The 15,078-nt window shown below is 43.0% G+C and carries 15 protein-coding genes; 14 read left to right on the forward strand and 1 reads right to left on the reverse strand.

Features of this window, described 5'->3' with window-relative positions:
* Window positions 1-116: 116 nt before the first annotated feature.
* From FNK51_RS06725 to msrA, 11 genes are all read left to right on the forward strand, one after another.
* Entirely contained in the window at window positions 117-989 is an 873-nt protein-coding gene (locus tag FNK51_RS06725; protein WP_141992837.1) for a LysR family transcriptional regulator, read from the forward strand.
* A 155-nt stretch (window positions 990-1,144) separates the two neighbouring features.
* Window positions 1,145-2,071 carry an AEC family transporter gene (locus FNK51_RS06730; RefSeq protein WP_141992838.1) on the forward strand — a complete coding sequence of 309 codons (927 nt, stop codon included), beginning with the start codon at window positions 1,145-1,147 and terminating at the stop codon, window positions 2,069-2,071.
* A 159-nt stretch (window positions 2,072-2,230) separates the two neighbouring features.
* On the forward strand, window positions 2,231-3,253 hold the full coding sequence (locus tag FNK51_RS06735) for a Bug family tripartite tricarboxylate transporter substrate binding protein (protein WP_141992839.1): 1,023 nt from the start codon (window positions 2,231-2,233) through the stop codon (window positions 3,251-3,253).
* 57 nt (window positions 3,254-3,310) lie between these two features.
* Entirely contained in the window at window positions 3,311-3,766 is a 456-nt protein-coding gene (locus tag FNK51_RS06740) for a tripartite tricarboxylate transporter TctB family protein (protein WP_098371525.1), read from the forward strand.
* 18 nt (window positions 3,767-3,784) lie between these two features.
* A complete protein-coding gene (locus tag FNK51_RS06745) occupies window positions 3,785-5,311 on the forward strand; it encodes a tripartite tricarboxylate transporter permease (protein WP_098371524.1) in 1,527 nt (508 codons plus the stop codon).
* Between the two features lie 79 nt (window positions 5,312-5,390).
* The gene (locus FNK51_RS06750; protein WP_141992840.1) at window positions 5,391-6,983 is read left to right on the forward strand and encodes an ATP-binding protein; all 1,593 of its coding nucleotides are present in this window, start codon (window positions 5,391-5,393) and stop codon (window positions 6,981-6,983) included.
* The gene (locus FNK51_RS06755; protein ID WP_098371522.1) at window positions 6,980-7,687 is read left to right on the forward strand and encodes a response regulator; all 708 of its coding nucleotides are present in this window, start codon (window positions 6,980-6,982) and stop codon (window positions 7,685-7,687) included. The genes FNK51_RS06750 and FNK51_RS06755 overlap by 4 nt, the downstream gene beginning before the upstream one ends.
* A 279-nt stretch (window positions 7,688-7,966) precedes the next feature.
* A complete protein-coding gene (desA, locus tag FNK51_RS06760; RefSeq protein WP_098371521.1) occupies window positions 7,967-9,025 on the forward strand; it encodes a Delta(5) desaturase DesA in 1,059 nt (352 codons plus the stop codon).
* Window positions 9,026-9,118: 93 nt separating this feature from the next.
* A complete protein-coding gene (locus FNK51_RS06765; RefSeq protein WP_098371520.1) occupies window positions 9,119-10,240 on the forward strand; it encodes a sensor histidine kinase in 1,122 nt (373 codons plus the stop codon).
* 12 nt (window positions 10,241-10,252) lie between these two features.
* The gene (locus FNK51_RS06770) at window positions 10,253-10,861 is read left to right on the forward strand and encodes a response regulator transcription factor (protein WP_076368214.1); all 609 of its coding nucleotides are present in this window, start codon (window positions 10,253-10,255) and stop codon (window positions 10,859-10,861) included.
* 119 nt (window positions 10,862-10,980) lie between these two features.
* The gene (gene msrA, locus FNK51_RS06775) at window positions 10,981-11,502 is read left to right on the forward strand and encodes a peptide-methionine (S)-S-oxide reductase MsrA (protein WP_141992841.1); all 522 of its coding nucleotides are present in this window, start codon (window positions 10,981-10,983) and stop codon (window positions 11,500-11,502) included.
* Here msrA and FNK51_RS06780 read toward each other — a convergent pair.
* Window positions 11,474-11,659 carry a hypothetical protein gene (locus tag FNK51_RS06780; RefSeq protein ID WP_141992842.1) on the reverse strand — a complete coding sequence of 62 codons (186 nt, stop codon included), beginning with the start codon at window positions 11,657-11,659 and terminating at the stop codon, window positions 11,474-11,476. The genes msrA and FNK51_RS06780 overlap by 29 nt on opposite strands.
* Window positions 11,660-12,244: 585 nt before the next feature.
* On the opposite strand from FNK51_RS06780, the gene FNK51_RS06785 reads away from it, so the two are divergent.
* The 3 genes from FNK51_RS06785 to FNK51_RS06795 all read left to right on the forward strand — a co-directional run bounded on the left by FNK51_RS06785 (window position 12,245) and on the right by FNK51_RS06795 (window position 14,906).
* Window positions 12,245-12,940: a response regulator transcription factor gene (locus FNK51_RS06785; RefSeq protein WP_141992843.1), complete on the forward strand. Its 696-nt coding sequence runs from the start codon at window positions 12,245-12,247 to the stop codon at window positions 12,938-12,940.
* Entirely contained in the window at window positions 12,937-14,292 is a 1,356-nt protein-coding gene (locus tag FNK51_RS06790; protein WP_141992844.1) for a sensor histidine kinase, read from the forward strand. Before FNK51_RS06785 ends, FNK51_RS06790 begins: the two co-directional genes overlap by 4 nt.
* Before the next feature lie 65 nt (window positions 14,293-14,357).
* Complete coding sequence (locus FNK51_RS06795; protein ID WP_098371517.1) at window positions 14,358-14,906, forward strand: PepSY domain-containing protein; 549 nt, start codon at window positions 14,358-14,360, stop codon at window positions 14,904-14,906.
* Window positions 14,907-15,078: the final 172 nt, after the last annotated feature.

The following is a 15,078-nucleotide window of genomic DNA, read 5'->3' on the forward strand; positions in this document are numbered from 1 at the left end:
GCTGGAGAATGCGCTTTGGGAAAGTCCTTGCCGGCATGGCTGGATATGCCAACAAGCCTTTTATGGTACAGTTTGGATAAGACATTCAAGGAAAAAGCGGTATCGGGGGAAGGGTTATGAATGAAAGGGATTGGCATATTTTAAAGGTGTTGCATGAGCATAAGAACATTACTAAAACGGCGCAAAGTCTATATATATCGCAACCTTCTTTAACGAAACGAATTCAACAAATAGAGAAGGAGTTCAATCTAAAGATTGTGGAGCGGGGAACAAGGGGAGTGCAGTTCACCCCTCAAGGAGAATATTTGGCCAACTGTGCAGATGAGATGCTGATCAGGCTCCGGCAGATAAAAGAGACAGCGTTCAATATGGGCCAGGAGATCAGTGGGACATTAAGGCTGGGTGTTTCCAACTATATCACGCTGCATAAATTGCCAGGCCTGTTGAGATTATTCCGTGAGCGATATCCTAAAGTGGATTTCCATGTAACCACTGGTTGGAGTAAAGAAGTGCTGAACCTCATTTACAAGGAAGAAGTGCATGTAGGGATCGTTCGGGGGGACTATCAATGGGCAGGATCAAGGCACCATCTTTTTGAGGAAACGATTTGTATTGCTTCCAAGGAAGAAATCGAAGTCCGGGACCTGCCTTTACTGCCGAGGATCGATTATGGGACGGATGCTTTATTGAAAACAATGATCGATAATTGGTGGAGAGACAATTTTTCAGGACCGCCTTTGGTTGGGATGGAAGTGGACAAAGGTGATACATGCAAAGAAATGGTCAGGAATGGCCTGGGATATGGCATCCTCCCCAGTGTTTTATTGGAGAAAGACCAAAATCTCCGTCAAATGGACCTCAAGGATAAGCAAGGTAATCCCCTTATCAGGAATACGTGGATGTTATATCATGAAAAGTCGCTGGAATTAAAACTGGTCAAAGCGTTTGTCGAATTTGTCAAAGACGTCGATTTCATGAGTGATATTTAACTGGAAGCGCAGAAATCTCTGTGCTTTTTTTGTCATTCCTTTTTTGAATGGATAACGATAATTTATTGGTATTTTAACTATGGTTATCCCGGGATTATGATAGATGGGAGATGTAAATCATCAGGAATTTGCCTAAGGAATGGAGAGGAAGTCAAGTGAGTGTCCTGTTTCTGATCGTATTGAATGTCATTGTGCCGGTCTTTTTCCTAATAGGGGCTGGGGCCATCCTGCATCGTAAATTCAAGTTGGATATGAATACGCTGTCTAAATTGAATCACTTCCTGCTCATGCCGGCCATTAGCTTTGTCAATATATATCAAAGTAAAATGGGCGGGGGAATGATTGTCCAGATATTCAGCTTCCTTGCCCTTCAAGCAGTAAGCCTCATCATCGTGAGTACAGTGATTGCTAAACTTGCCAGGTTTGATCAAAGTCTTTCTGCCACGTTTAAAAATAGTGTAGTCCTGAATAACTCAGCCAATTTCGGGTTACCCGTCAGCCAGATGGTTTTTAATGGTAATCCTCTTGGCCTGTCGATCCAAGTCATCGTGATCATTTTTCAAAACCTGTTGACCTATACCTATGGATTGATGAATTCCGTTTCCGTCCATACAAAAAGTGCGAAGGGCGCCATTCGCGAGTTCTTGAAGAACCCCGTCATTTATGCTTTATTACTCGGTTTTCTATTACATTCCGCTTCTTTCGACATTCCGCTGTTCTTATGGACCCCGATTGAAAATATCGCGAGTGCTTTCATAGCCATTGCCTTGATTACATTGGGTGCACAGAGTGCCTATTTGAAAATGACGCAATTTCCGCTTCCGCTTATCCTTAGCTTGATTGGCCGGTTAATACTCTCGCCATCCATCGCATTCCTGATCATCCTCCTGCTGGGCCTGGAAGGGACTGTCGCTCAGGGATTATTTATCGCAAGCTCATTTCCAACATCGAGAAACAGCGCATTATTCGCTTTGGAATATGACAATCATCCGGAGTATGCGGCACAGGCAGTCTTGATGTCGACTTTATTCAGCAGTATAACGGTAACGGTGGTCGTATATCTATCAAAAATACTATTCTAGCAGGGCTGCTCATAATGGGCGGGCCTTTTTCCCATGTCTCCTGATAAAACTTTATGAACATTATAGAGGTTATGGAATTTATGCATCTTAGGTTAATAATCAAAGAAAAGGAAGATATTTTTGTAGAATTAAGAAAACGCTTTCAAAAGGAGGATTATTATGTTTTCTCGTAAAAAGATTTCAGCGGTCATATTGGCGGGTTCGTTAGCTTTAAGTCTAGGTGCATGCAGCAGTTCGGATACATCAGGAGAAAAGAAAGAAAGCACAGGCTATCCGAAAAAAGCCATAACGGTCGTTGCTCCATCGGGCGCAGGCGGGGGATGGGATTTAACCGCCCGTTCATTTACAAAGGTCTTGAGTGAGACAAAACTGGTGAACCAGCCATTGACCGTCGAAAACAAACCCGGTGGCGGGGGCGCAGTCTTCATGGCGGATTATGCAACACAGCAAGCGGATAATAATGACATGCTGTTCGTGAATTCACCGCCTGTCATCATCAATAACCTTAAAAAAGAAGGGAACAGTCCTTATGGATATAAAAATACGACCCCTTTAGCGCAGCTGACAAAGGATTATGGGGCAATAGTGGTAAAGGCGGATTCTGAATTCAAGGATTTGAAATCAGTGCTGGAAGCGGTGAAGAATGATCCGCGTAAGCTGACCTTTGCAGGAGGATCGGCTCCTGGATCAATGGATCATTTGATTTCCATTCTTCCAGCCTATGAATATGGCTTGAATCCAACTGAACTTAAATACGTTTCGTACGACGGGGGCGGGGAAGCGATTACGGCATTGCTTGGCGGTAATGCAGATGTGATTGGAACGGATGCATCCAGTGTCAGGGAATTTTTAAAAGCAGGGAAGATTAGAGTGTTGGCCGTAACCTCGACTGAACGTTTGGGTGGCGATCTTAAAGACATACCGACGGCAAAGGAACAGGGTGTTGATGCTGAATTCACGATTTGGAGAGGGGTTTTTGGACCTCAGAATATGTCTGATGAAGCGAAAACCTATTGGGACGGAACCATTGCAAAGCTAGTTGAAACTTCTGAATGGAAAAAGGAAGTGGAAGTTCAAGGATGGGAACAGGAATATAAAAATAGTGAAGAATTCAGTAGGTTTTTAAAAGAACAGGAAAAACAGGTGCAACAATTATTAGAAGCTTTAGGCATGGAAAAATAATCGGGGAGAAGGAGGTGCTTTCACCTTCTTCTTATTTTCTGAAATGGAGGGATTAGAATGGACGTGAAATTTGATCGCTTTGCATCTGTAGCCTTTCTGGCTGTCGGGGTGCTGTTCATGATAGGAAGCAGGAAACTGGCCAGTTCTTCTTATGGAAGTTCGGTAGGACCGGACATTTTCCCTTTTGTATTGGGGCTCGTTCTTGCTGTTTTAAGTATTCGCCTGTTCTATGAGGCATTTCGGAGCAAGGTGCAGGAATCGGGTAAGGGAAAGCTGGAATATAAACCCTTCATCATCATTCTGCTCTCCACCTTGATTTATATTTTGACATTGGAAACGATAGGATATGTCATTACGACCTTTCTCTTTTTGTTTGTTTGCTTTCAAACGATGGAACGGAATAAGTGGGTGACATCGCTCATCATTTCCGCAGGATTTTCCGGAATCATCTATTATTTATTCGTGAATGTATTAAAGGGAACACTGCCGGGTTGGCCAATCTGGTTTTCATAAAAGGAAGGGGGATGTGAAGTGGGCACTTTTGATTATTTAATGCATGGATTTGAAACAGCACTAACTTGGTATAACATCCTTTTTGCATTTGTCGGAGTATTGATCGGTACGGCTGTCGGCGTTTTGCCAGGGATCGGGCCGATGAGCGGGGTGGCTCTTTTGATTCCGGTAACCGCTTCGATTACAGGGGGACTTCCACCAGAGCAAGCGGCAACAAGCGCCATCATTTTACTTGCAGGTGTTTATTATGGAGCGATGTATGGAGGGTCGACAACTTCAATCCTATTGAATACACCTGGCGAATCTTCTTCTGTCGTCACCACATTGGATGGTTACCAAATGGCGAAAAAGGGAAGGGCCGGTAGTGCTTTATCCATTTCGGCAATCGGTTCCTTCGTCGGAGGGATAGTGACCCTTATCGCCATGATTGCCTTGGCTCAGCCATTATCGACGATTGCCATTAAATTCGGTCCGGCGGAGTATTTTTCGCTCATGCTTCTAGGGTTGGCGGCCGTCAGCGGCCTCGCGGGAAAATCAGTAACCAAGGCACTGATCATGACGGTTTGCGGTTTGTTGATCGGGACGATAGGAATCGATAATGTATCCGGGATCGCCCGTTTTACATTCGACATTCCTTGGCTGTATCAAGGGGTCGAATTCCTGACGATCGCAGTCGGTCTATTCGCACTTGGAGAAGTATTCAAGACAATCTTGGAAAAAGAAGAGGATGACGGGGAAATTGCAAAGATCAAAAATTTGATTCCTTCCAAAGAAGAATTCAAGGAATCCGCGGGTCCCATTGCGAGGGGGTCGCTCTTAGGTTTCTTTGTAGGGATCCTGCCGGGTGCAGGGGCTACTCTTGCATCTTTCTTCTCATATCTTATGGAAAAACGGATTTCAAAAAAACCTTGGAGATTTGGTACAGGGGCGATCGCTGGGGTGGCTGGACCTGAAACGGCCAATAATGCGGCATCTGGCGGAGCGATGATTCCATTATTGACGCTGGGAATTCCGGGTTCCGGTACAACGGCGATTTTAATGGGTGCGCTCATGATGTACAATGTTCAGCCAGGTCCATTATTATTCGAGGACCATCCTCAGGTGGCTTGGGGGCTCATCGCCAGTATGTTCATCGGGAATCTGATGCTCCTCATCCTTAATCTCCCACTCGTTAAGGTTTTTGCGAAAATCATAGAAACGCCAAAGAAATATTTGATTCCGATCATTATCGCGATTTCCATTTTTGGCGTTTATGCTGTACAAGTATCGACTTATGATTTATTGCTATTATTAGGATGCGGGGTCTTGGGATATTTCTTAAGTAAAAATGATTATCCAATCGCCCCATTGGTATTAGGACTGGTTTTAGGACCGATGATAGAAAATAATATGCGCAGGGCCCTGACGATATCCGATGGGGATTACAGTTTGTTTTTCACTCGGCCGCTTTCCCTGACATTCCTGATCATAACGGCATTATGGCTGCTCATTCCGGTTTTGCTTAAGAAGAGAGGGAAGGATGTTGTCATCAATATTGAAGGTTAACCCGTATTTTCTGAATGTTGTGAAAAAACTCCTTTTTTAAAGGGGTTTTTTTTTATATGATGTAAGTAGAGGTGATTGAATGCGTTTACACACCAAGTTGATGCTGGGCATCTGTACGTTAATCATCTTAATGGGCGGAATCTTTGAAGTTATTTTTATAAATATCCTGGAAAATAACCTGAAGCAGGAAACAGGGGAAAAAGCATTGTCGGTTGCCCAGACCATTTCTTTGCTGCCTGATATTAAACAAGCTTTTCGAACGGATAATCCCTCTGTAATCATCCAGCCCATCGCGGAAAGGATTCGCAGGCAGATCGATGCGGAATTCATAGTAATAGGCGATAAGAATGAAACACGGCTGTCCCATCCAAATCCCGATATGATCGGGAGGAAAATGGTAGGGGGAGATAACGCCGAAGTGTGGGATGGGAAATCCATCATCACGGAGTCCACTGGGACATTGGGTCCTTCCATAAGGGGGAAATCCCCGATAATCGCAAATGAAAAAGTCATTGGAGTCGTCTCTGTTGGCTACCTTCAGGATGATATTGAAAAAGAAGTGTCCAGTATACAAAGAAAGATCGTCTGGATCATCTCTTTTATATTAATTGGCGGTTTATTGATAGCCTTTTTCATTTCATACAATATAAAAAAGGCGATATTGGGTCTGGAGCCGAAAGAGATCGCCTGGATGTTTCAAGAGAAGCATGCCATTTTGGAATCCATTCACGAAGGCATCATTGCCATTGATGTTCATGGGAAAATCACGGTCGTCAATGAAACGGCGCATAAAATCCTTCATATCCCTAAAGACGTCATGCTTCGCGGGCAAAAAATTGAAGAAGTCATAACGCAAACACATTTGCTAGATGTAGTCAGCACGGCACGGGCCGAGTATGATCAGGAATTCATGATAGACGGTGAAGTTTTTTTGGCAAGCCGGATCCCCATTTTGAATGGACAGGGTGAAATCATCGGTGCCGTTGCAAGTTTAAGAAATAAATCGGAACTATCCAATCTCCTTCAGGAACTGTCACATGTAAAGGCATATGCAGAAGGGCTGAGGGCCCAGACACATGAATATTCGAATCGGCTCTATACACTGCTAGGCCTGATTCAACTCGGTTCATATAAAGAAGCAATGGATTTCATATCGAAGGAAGTCGATGTCACCCAAGGCTTCATTCACTTTCTAATGAAGGAAATACCTGATCCGATTATTGCTGGGTTCATCTTAGGGAAGGTGAGTTTAGCGAGCGAGCTGAAAATTGATTTTACAATTGATAGAGAGAGCAGTTTTAAAGATATTCCATCCGAAATAGATCGGGATTTATTAGTGACGATCATCGGCAACCTCATAAATAATGCCTTCGAAGCTGTACGGGCAAACGATAGGGAGGAAAAAAGGGTATCGTTGTTCGTCACGGACTTGGGTAAAGAGTTGATCATAGAGGTTGAAGATAATGGAAAAGGGATGAATTCAGATGTTACCGAACTGATTTTCCAGAACGGCTTTACGACGAAAAGCCATCAAACCAATTCAGGTATAGGTTTGAGCCTTGTTCAGGAAGCGATAGATGGATTAGGGGGGTATATCACTTTTTCGACGAAAGAAGGGGAATATACGATATTTACTGTAGCACTGCCAAAAAACAGAGGGGTGATTTCATGATGGCCAATCGCGATATAGAAGTTTTAATCGTAGAAGATGACCTGCGGATTGCCGAAATACAAAAGCTATTCATCGAAAAGCTTGAGGGTTTTCAAACGATCGGGATCGCCTCAAGCTATGACGAAGCCAAAAGCTTCATTGAAATCATGCAGCCGGATCTATTGCTGCTCGACATGTATTTTCCGGATATGAATGGGCTTGATATCCTGAAAGAAATCAAGCAGCAAAGCAAACAAATGGATGTCATTATGATAACGGCTGCTAAAGAAATCGAAAAAGTCCAGGAAGCTATCAAAATCGGCATATTTGATTATATTATCAAGCCTGTCGCATTTGAACGTTTCAAGCAGTCCCTACTCCGATATCAAGAGTATCACATTAAGCTGTCTGAATTGGAAAAGGGCAATTTTCCCGTAACGCAGCAACAGGTTGATAAGCTTTTGCGAAAGGATATGAAAGAAAAAGAGAGAGAACAGGCTTCACTGCCAAAAGGGATCGATCGGATGACTTTGGAGAAGGTGATGGTTGTGTTGGGGAAATCCTCCCCTGGGTTAACTGCCGAAATAGTGGCAAAGGAGATCGGGGTGAGCAGGACAACGGCAAGACGTTATCTGGAGCACTTGATGTCAGAGGAAAAAATTGATGCCGATTTAACATATGGCACGGTAGGACGTCCTGAACGGGTGTATGCCATCAAGTTATAAATGGGTTCGCCAAGCGGCGGATCTTTTTTTATTGGATCGAATAAATGTCAGGCATTTTCTTGGAATCAGATTGATTGGATTCATCGTCTTTTTTTGAAGTGTAAAAATGATGAAAGAGGAAAAAATACGTGTGAGAAGTGTTGAAGCAGACAAGTATATGACAAGTGTCATGGCAGGGAATTGACGTTTATGACTATAGAAAATCGGTTATTATTCCTATACTTAAAGAAGAGATGTAAGTATAACCACTCCATTCCTATATATTATGAGGAGGAAATCATGAGTAATCATAATCATAATCAAAAACAATTGAGAAAAGATATTGCCCCTTTTGAAAAATCCAATACTAAATCAAGCGTGAAACAGCTTATAAATACATTTCCGCCATTTTTCCTGTTATGGTTTTTAGCTTATCAAAGCTTAACCATTTCATACTGGCTGACCCTTTTATTTGCCGTCCTGGCTTCAGGATTCGTAGTCAGGATTTTCATCATTTTCCATGATTGCTGTCATCAATCGTTTTTCAAAAGCAGGAAAGCGAATGGCATCCTGGGTACAATCAGTGGAATCGTTACATTATTTCCGTATGAACAATGGAAGCATAGCCACTCCATACATCATGCAACGAGCAGTAATTTAAACAAACGCGGTACAGGAGATATTTGGATCATGACCGTTGATGAATATATCGCCGCTTCATTCTGGGGGCGTCTGGCTTACCGTTTATATAGAAATCCGATCGTCATGTTTGGATTAGGTCCATTTTATCTATTTCTTGTATCGAACCGTCTGAATAAAAAGGGCGCTAAAAAGAAAGAACGGATGAATACGTATTTGACAAATGCCGCAATCGTGGCAATTTATGGTTTTTTATGCTTGGCTATCGGATGGCAGGCATTCCTGATGATTCAGGTACCGATGCTTTTTGTAACGGGATCACTGGGCATCTGGCTGTTTTATGTACAGCATCAGTTCGAAGATTCTTATTTCGAAGAGGAATCGGAATGGGATTATGTGAAGGCTGCCATTGATGGAAGTTCTTATTATAAACTTCCAAAGGTTTTGCAATGGGTAACAGGTAATATCGGTTTTCACCACGTGCATCATCTTAGTCCAAGAGTGCCAAACTATAATCTGGAAAAAGTCCATGATTCCACCCTGCCATTGCAGCAGGCAACGACAATCACCATTAGTTCAAGTTTAAAATCACTACGCTTCCGCCTATATGATGGAGAAAACAAGACGTTTGTAAGTTTTAAAGAGATTAAGGAACGTCTAAATGAAACAAAACCTAAGGTGGAAATCAATAATAAACGTCCAAGTCTTCAAGAAAAATAAATAGTTCATCAAAAACCATTCAATTTCCATTGGGTGGTTTTTTGATGAAACTCCTTAGTATATACTAGGGTAAAAAGAAATAGAGGCGGCGCCATGCAAAGTTGGTATCATATCTTTCCGAAAAACACAGGGCTGAGCCCTTATGTCTGGATCATTTTTTGTATCCTACCTTTTTATTTCATCTTCAAATCCTCTTCGATGTTGGAGATAGTCTTTGGAATCGTCATGATCATTTTGTTTTTCATATCATATGGTCTCTCATTTGTTTCGAAGGGATGGCCCGTATACGTATGGACGGCGATACAAATAGTCATATCCATATCCATGACCATATTTTTCAGCTATATTTACTTTTCGCTTTTTTTAGCATTCTTTATTGGGAATGTTCAAAATAAGGTTGGCTTTTTCGTATTATATTCGATCCAGCTATTGGCTACCATCGTGTCTGTCAATATTGGATTCATCATGAAAGACCCTACATTCTTTTCGCAATTTCCCTTTATGCTCATTTGTGTGGTAGGCGTGATCCTGCTCCCATTCAACACATATAATCGAAATAAACGGGGCAGGCTGGAAGAACAATTGGAGGACGCACATAAAAGAATATCAGAGCTTGGCAAAATGGAAGAACGTCAGCGGATTGCCCGTGACTTACATGATACACTTGGACAAAAGCTGTCTTTGATTGGCTTGAAAAGTGACCTTGCAGGGAAATTGATCGATTTGAATCCGGAGTCGGCCAAGAAGGAAATCAAGGATATCCGTCAAACGGCGAGGACGGCACTCAAGGAAGTACGTGAAATGGTGTCGGAAATGCGTGGGGCCAAGCTTAGCGATGAAATCATCCGGGTCAAGCAAATATTGAAAGCGGCAGGGATAGAATTCAATTTGGAAGGCACCACGGAATTGAAAGATACCCCATTGCTTGTTGAAACGGTTTTAAGCATGTGCTTGAAAGAAGCTGTGACCAATATCGTCAAACATAGCGGTGCCGACTGCTGTCATATCGTCATTGAAGAATTACAAACAGGAGTGACGATCACAGTGAAGGATAATGGAGTGGGGCTTTCACATAGATCAGAGTTTTTTAAAGGCAATGGGCTTCAAGGAATGAAAGAAAGGCTCGAATTCGTTAATGGCAGCCTGGATATTCAATCAACAGATGGAACGACACTTTATATAAGGGTTCCGAATGCTATAAAAAATAATGGATAGGAGGGATTGACATTGATTCGAATCGTAATTGCCGAAGATCAGCGGATGCTGCTTGGCGCGCTAGGTTCCATCCTTGATTTGGAAAGTGACATGGAAGTTGTAGGAAAAGCGAGCAATGGGGAAGAAGCAATGAATCTCGTCAATCAATTAAAGCCGGATATCTGCATAACCGATATTGAAATGCCAGTTAAAACCGGGCTCGATGTAGCGGAGGAAATCAAGGATCAGGGCCACCAATGCAAAGTCATCATTTTGACCACTTTTGCACGTCCTGGGTATTTTGAAAGAGCCAGAAAGGCAGAAGTAGGTGGATATCTGTTGAAGGATAGCCCAAGTGATGAACTGGCGAACTCGATCCGTGTCATCATGGATGGGCGGCGCGTTTATGCTCCTGAGCTGGTGGATATGGCTTTCGAAGAAGAAAACCCTTTGACTGAACGAGAGTGCCAAGTGCTCAAATTGATCGCGGATGGTAAGACCACAAAAGAAATCGCAAGCCAGCTTTATCTGACTAATGGAACGGTTCGTAATTATATATCGGTCATCCTTGATAAATTGGATGTAAGCAACCGCGTTGAAGCGATTGTAAGATTCAAGGAAAAGGGCTGGTCAAAAGATTGATCAAAGGTAAATCATTTTTGGCGCATTTAATGGCGGCTTCTCAAATCGAAAAAGCACAGTGTCAGGATTGGAATATGGTATATTAATTTTTATTACATACAGGAAAGGGGAAGACCATTATGCAAAAGGCTACATTTGCTGGAGGCTGTTTTTGGTGCATGGTGACACCATTTGAAGAACTACCGGGGATTGGGGGGATCGTATCCGGTTATTCGGGAGGACATGTTGAAAACCCGACTTACGAGGAAGTGAAGACGGGAGCTACGGGGCATTATGAAGTCGTGGAAATCACTTTCGATCCTCAGTTATTTCCTTATGAAAGATTGCTGGAACTATATTGGCAGCAAATTGATCCAACCGATGATGGCGGTCAATTCCATGACAGGGGTAGCCAATATCGGACGGCCATCTTCTATCATGATGAAGCTCAAGAAAAACTGGCTCTTGAAGCGAAAGAAAAGGTAGCAGCGAGCGGGAAGTTCCAGAAACCCATCGTAACGGAAATCCTTCCGGCCCAAACCTTCTATCCTGCCGAAGAATACCATCAAGGCTATCATAAAAAAAACAAAGATGATTATAAAGCGGACCGTGCGAAATCGGGACGCGATAAATTCATTGACCAGCATTGGACCGGTGAATGAAATGGATCATTATTAAACGATCCAGTTGATTGAAGAAATCCGCTCCCTTTCCGCCGACTGTCTGCCAAGCCTCCTCGCCGCAAGCGCCTGTGGGGTCTTGGCTAGCCAGTTTTTCGGCAGGAGTGTCGCATATTTCTTCAATCAAATGAGGTTTCATTAAACAATAAAAAACCCAAAGTGCAACCATTTCTTAATCAAGTCAGGGATGAGACCAGACTACAGTCTTTTCTTTAAAAAGCAATCCAGTTGATTGGAACGGAAGGTACGAGACTCCTGCGGGAAAAGCGTGTTCAAGGGAGACCCCACAGGCGCAAAAAGCGCCGAGGAGGCTCCCGGACCGCCCGCGGAAAGCGAGTGCCTGGAGAGGAAATCAACGCTCTAGCTGTTATCAAAGATCCGCTCTCTTTCTGCTGACTGTTTACCAAGCCAGTTATTTGGGATGAGGCCGTTCCGAACCCCATTTTGTCGACAAACTGTGACTATGGAAATATTCCATAGTCTTTTTATTATGGTTATCCATTGATACCTAGGCTTTTATTATTTAGCTATGGGGAAATTCTTAATGATTGTGAGGAATGTGTATGGTGTCTGTAAAGACCCTCTTGGACTTTTCACATCCGGTTCTTTTTTTTGACCTTTTTTAAAGGCACAAAAATTAAAATCATTATTTCATGCGGAGGGTTCAATTTCTCATGATATTTTCATATTTCTTCAGTACACTAAGGGGTAGGTGGTGATGATCATGAATAAAAGAATTTTAATTATAGAAGATGAAGAAAAAATTGCGAGGGTTCTCCAGCTGGAACTTAATCATGAGGGTTATCAAACAGAATCGGCATTTACCGGAAAGACAGGGCTGGAAAGGGCAGAAGCCGAGGATTGGGATTTAATCTTATTGGATGTGATGCTGCCCGAGCTGAATGGCATAGAAGTACTTAGGCGTTATCGGAAAAAGAATGGATCGACACCGGTCATCCTTCTAACGGCAAGGGATGCTGTGCCAGACAAGGTGAATGGCCTTGACCATGGTGCAAATGATTATGTAACGAAACCGTTTGAAATTGAAGAGCTGCTTGCACGGATCCGTGCTTGCTTCCGTACCAATGTAAGGGAGTGCCAATCAGAAGGGGAAGTGGATGAACTAAAGATCCATGATCTGAAGTTGAACCTTGGTACAAGGGACATTCACAGGCAAGGCAAAAGGATTGAGCTGACTTCCCGCGAGTTCGATTTGCTGGTTTATCTTTTGCAAAATAAAAATCAAGTACTTTCGAGGGAGCAAATCCTGACACATGTATGGGGATATGATTTTGCAGGGGATACGAATGTGGTCGATGTGTATATCCGTTATTTACGCAAAAAAATAGATTATCCCTTTGAGCTGCAGCTCATACATACATACCGTGGTGTAGGTTACAGCTTGAAGGAGCCAGTATGAAGATCCGGACGAAAATCCAAACGTATTCCAGTCTTTTTTTAAGCGTCATGCTTATATTGTTGAGTATCATCGTTTTAATCGCCTTCCTTTGGATATCGGTAGAGAGGGAAAGGGATCTGCTTGAAGATCAAGCCTCATTAATTGAAGAAAATATCCTGACGAAAGATTTGATTTCCGGTGATCCCGATTTAATGGAGCCGTATATCCCTGACGATGGAATGGTGCGGATATTCGATACTGATGGAAGGTTGGTAAAATCATTTACCGATGAAGAGGACCTTGAGGGGCTTGCGATTAAAGCCATTAACGAGAAAGGTTATGATTTTACCAAAGCTGACGGGGAATATGTAATGACCTACCGTTATCCTTATCCTGATGAAGGGAAGAAGCTAGGGATGATCGAGGTCACACAGCCGCAAGATACCCTCCTTGATAATTTATCGACGCTTGCCTTCGTTTTAGGCGGTGCATCGCTTTTTGTCATTCTTTTATCCATTCTTGCCGGTAAGTGGCTGGCCAACCTGATCCTCAAACCGATATCGATCATGAGCGGAACGATGAACGATATTGAGAAAAGCGGGGAATTCAAACGGATACCGGTATCGGATCAATCAAAGGATGAACTGCAGGTGATGGGAGTGGCATTCAACAGGATGATAGAAAGGCTGGAGCGGAATTATAACCAACAGCAGCAATTCCTTTCAGATGCTTCACATGAATTGAAAACACCGATTACGGTCATAGAAAGCTACTCTTCCCTATTGAAACGCTGGGGAATGAAGGATGAGGCGATTCAGGAAGAGGCGGTGGAGGCAATCCATCATGAAGCCGTCCGGATGAAAAAGCTGACAGAACATCTTCTGCAGTCTGCTTCCCAAACGGAACCTTCAGCAGATGTGGAAGGGAAAATAGAAATTATTTCGTTTTGTGAAGGGATTGCCCAAACATTCAGAAGGACGGTAAATCGTGAAATAACGATAGAATCAGAGTTTAAGGAAATATATGCAATGACCATTTCCAGTAAGCTTGAACAGGTGATTGTCATCCTATTGGACAATGCTATGAAATACAGTGAATCAAATATTCAGATCATGATAAAACGGCAGGCCGATGAAATTTTCATCGGTGTGAAAGATCACGGTGCAGGGATATCACCGGAACATCTCCCACATGTATTCGAACGTTTTTATCGCGTGGATTCATCGAGGGCAAGGAAAACGGGAGGCAATGGACTCGGGCTTTCCATCGCCCGGACGCTGGTCGAGTCATTCGAAGGTAAATTGGAGATTCAAAGCGAAGTGGGAGAGGGAACGTTGGTGACGATTACTCTTTCTCATCAAATTCTAATCTAACGCTCATGTTCGTTTCATGAAGGATGCTTATTATTAAGGTAACAACTTAAAGGAGGAATTCATTCATGAAAAAACAGTGGAGTACGATTAAAGAAGGTATCATTCAAAGGAAAAAGGTGATCATGACGGTGTCCATGGCCTCCGTTTTACTTTTCGGCGGTGCTGCTGGAACGGCGGTATATGCAGTCAATAAGGGTAACCTATCCGAGGATGAGGCTGTCAAAATGATTTCAGAAAAACTAGGCGGGGAAGTTACTCAATTTGAAAAGGATTGGGACCAGCCGATGACCTATGAGATGACCGTTAAAACGAAAGAAGGCTATCAAGAAGTTGACGTTGATGCTGAAAAAGGAGAGATACTTTCTCAGGAAATGGAAGACGGAGACGATGACGATATGAGCACACAACAAGCGGCGGAAACTGCAAAAATCAGCAGTGATCAAGCCGAAAAGATTGCCTTGAAAGCGGTGGATGGTCAAGTAACGGACATGGAGCTTGATTCGGAGAATGGCACCCTTGTGTACGAGCTGGAATTAAAACAAGGACAAAAGGAATATGATGTAGTGGTAGATGCCACCACGGGAAAAGTATTGAAAAACCAATTGGATGATTAATCGATGGTAATCTGTGATCTAAGAATGATCATGAACTGAAGTGCATGAAAGGATTTGCCGAATGGCAGATCCTTTTTTTATGCCATTATGGTTCTCAAGCGAAATTAGGGGAAAAGAAGAAACTTCCGTTATATGAAGAGGCGGATGGGGGGAGAAACCACCGTATAGCTGA

The organism is Bacillus sp. B4EP4a, assembly GCF_006680105.1.
GTDB classification, from domain to species: domain Bacteria; phylum Bacillota; class Bacilli; order Bacillales; family DSM-1321; genus Peribacillus; species Peribacillus simplex_E.

Excerpts from the sequence above, each read along its gene's own strand:
- FNK51_RS06725 (WP_141992837.1), top strand. The coding sequence starts at position 117 with ATGAATGAAAGGGATTGGCATATTTTAAAGGTGTTGCATGAGCATAAG.
- FNK51_RS06735 (WP_141992839.1), top strand. The coding sequence starts at position 2,231 with ATGTTTTCTCGTAAAAAGATTTCAGCGGTCATATTGGCGGGTTCGTTA.
- FNK51_RS06740 (WP_098371525.1), top strand. The coding sequence starts at position 3,311 with ATGGACGTGAAATTTGATCGCTTTGCATCTGTAGCCTTTCTGGCTGTC.
- FNK51_RS06750 (WP_141992840.1), top strand. The coding sequence starts at position 5,391 with ATGCGTTTACACACCAAGTTGATGCTGGGCATCTGTACGTTAATCATC.
- FNK51_RS06755 (WP_098371522.1), top strand. The coding sequence starts at position 6,980 with ATGATGGCCAATCGCGATATAGAAGTTTTAATCGTAGAAGATGACCTG.
- desA (WP_098371521.1), top strand. The coding sequence starts at position 7,967 with ATGAGTAATCATAATCATAATCAAAAACAATTGAGAAAAGATATTGCC.
- FNK51_RS06765 (WP_098371520.1), top strand. The coding sequence starts at position 9,119 with ATGCAAAGTTGGTATCATATCTTTCCGAAAAACACAGGGCTGAGCCCT.
- msrA (WP_141992841.1), top strand. The coding sequence starts at position 10,981 with ATGCAAAAGGCTACATTTGCTGGAGGCTGTTTTTGGTGCATGGTGACA.
- FNK51_RS06780 (WP_141992842.1), bottom strand. The coding sequence starts at position 11,659 with ATGAAACCTCATTTGATTGAAGAAATATGCGACACTCCTGCCGAAAAA.
- FNK51_RS06785 (WP_141992843.1), top strand. The coding sequence starts at position 12,245 with ATGAATAAAAGAATTTTAATTATAGAAGATGAAGAAAAAATTGCGAGG.
- FNK51_RS06790 (WP_141992844.1), top strand. The coding sequence starts at position 12,937 with ATGAAGATCCGGACGAAAATCCAAACGTATTCCAGTCTTTTTTTAAGC.
- FNK51_RS06795 (WP_098371517.1), top strand. The coding sequence starts at position 14,358 with ATGAAAAAACAGTGGAGTACGATTAAAGAAGGTATCATTCAAAGGAAA.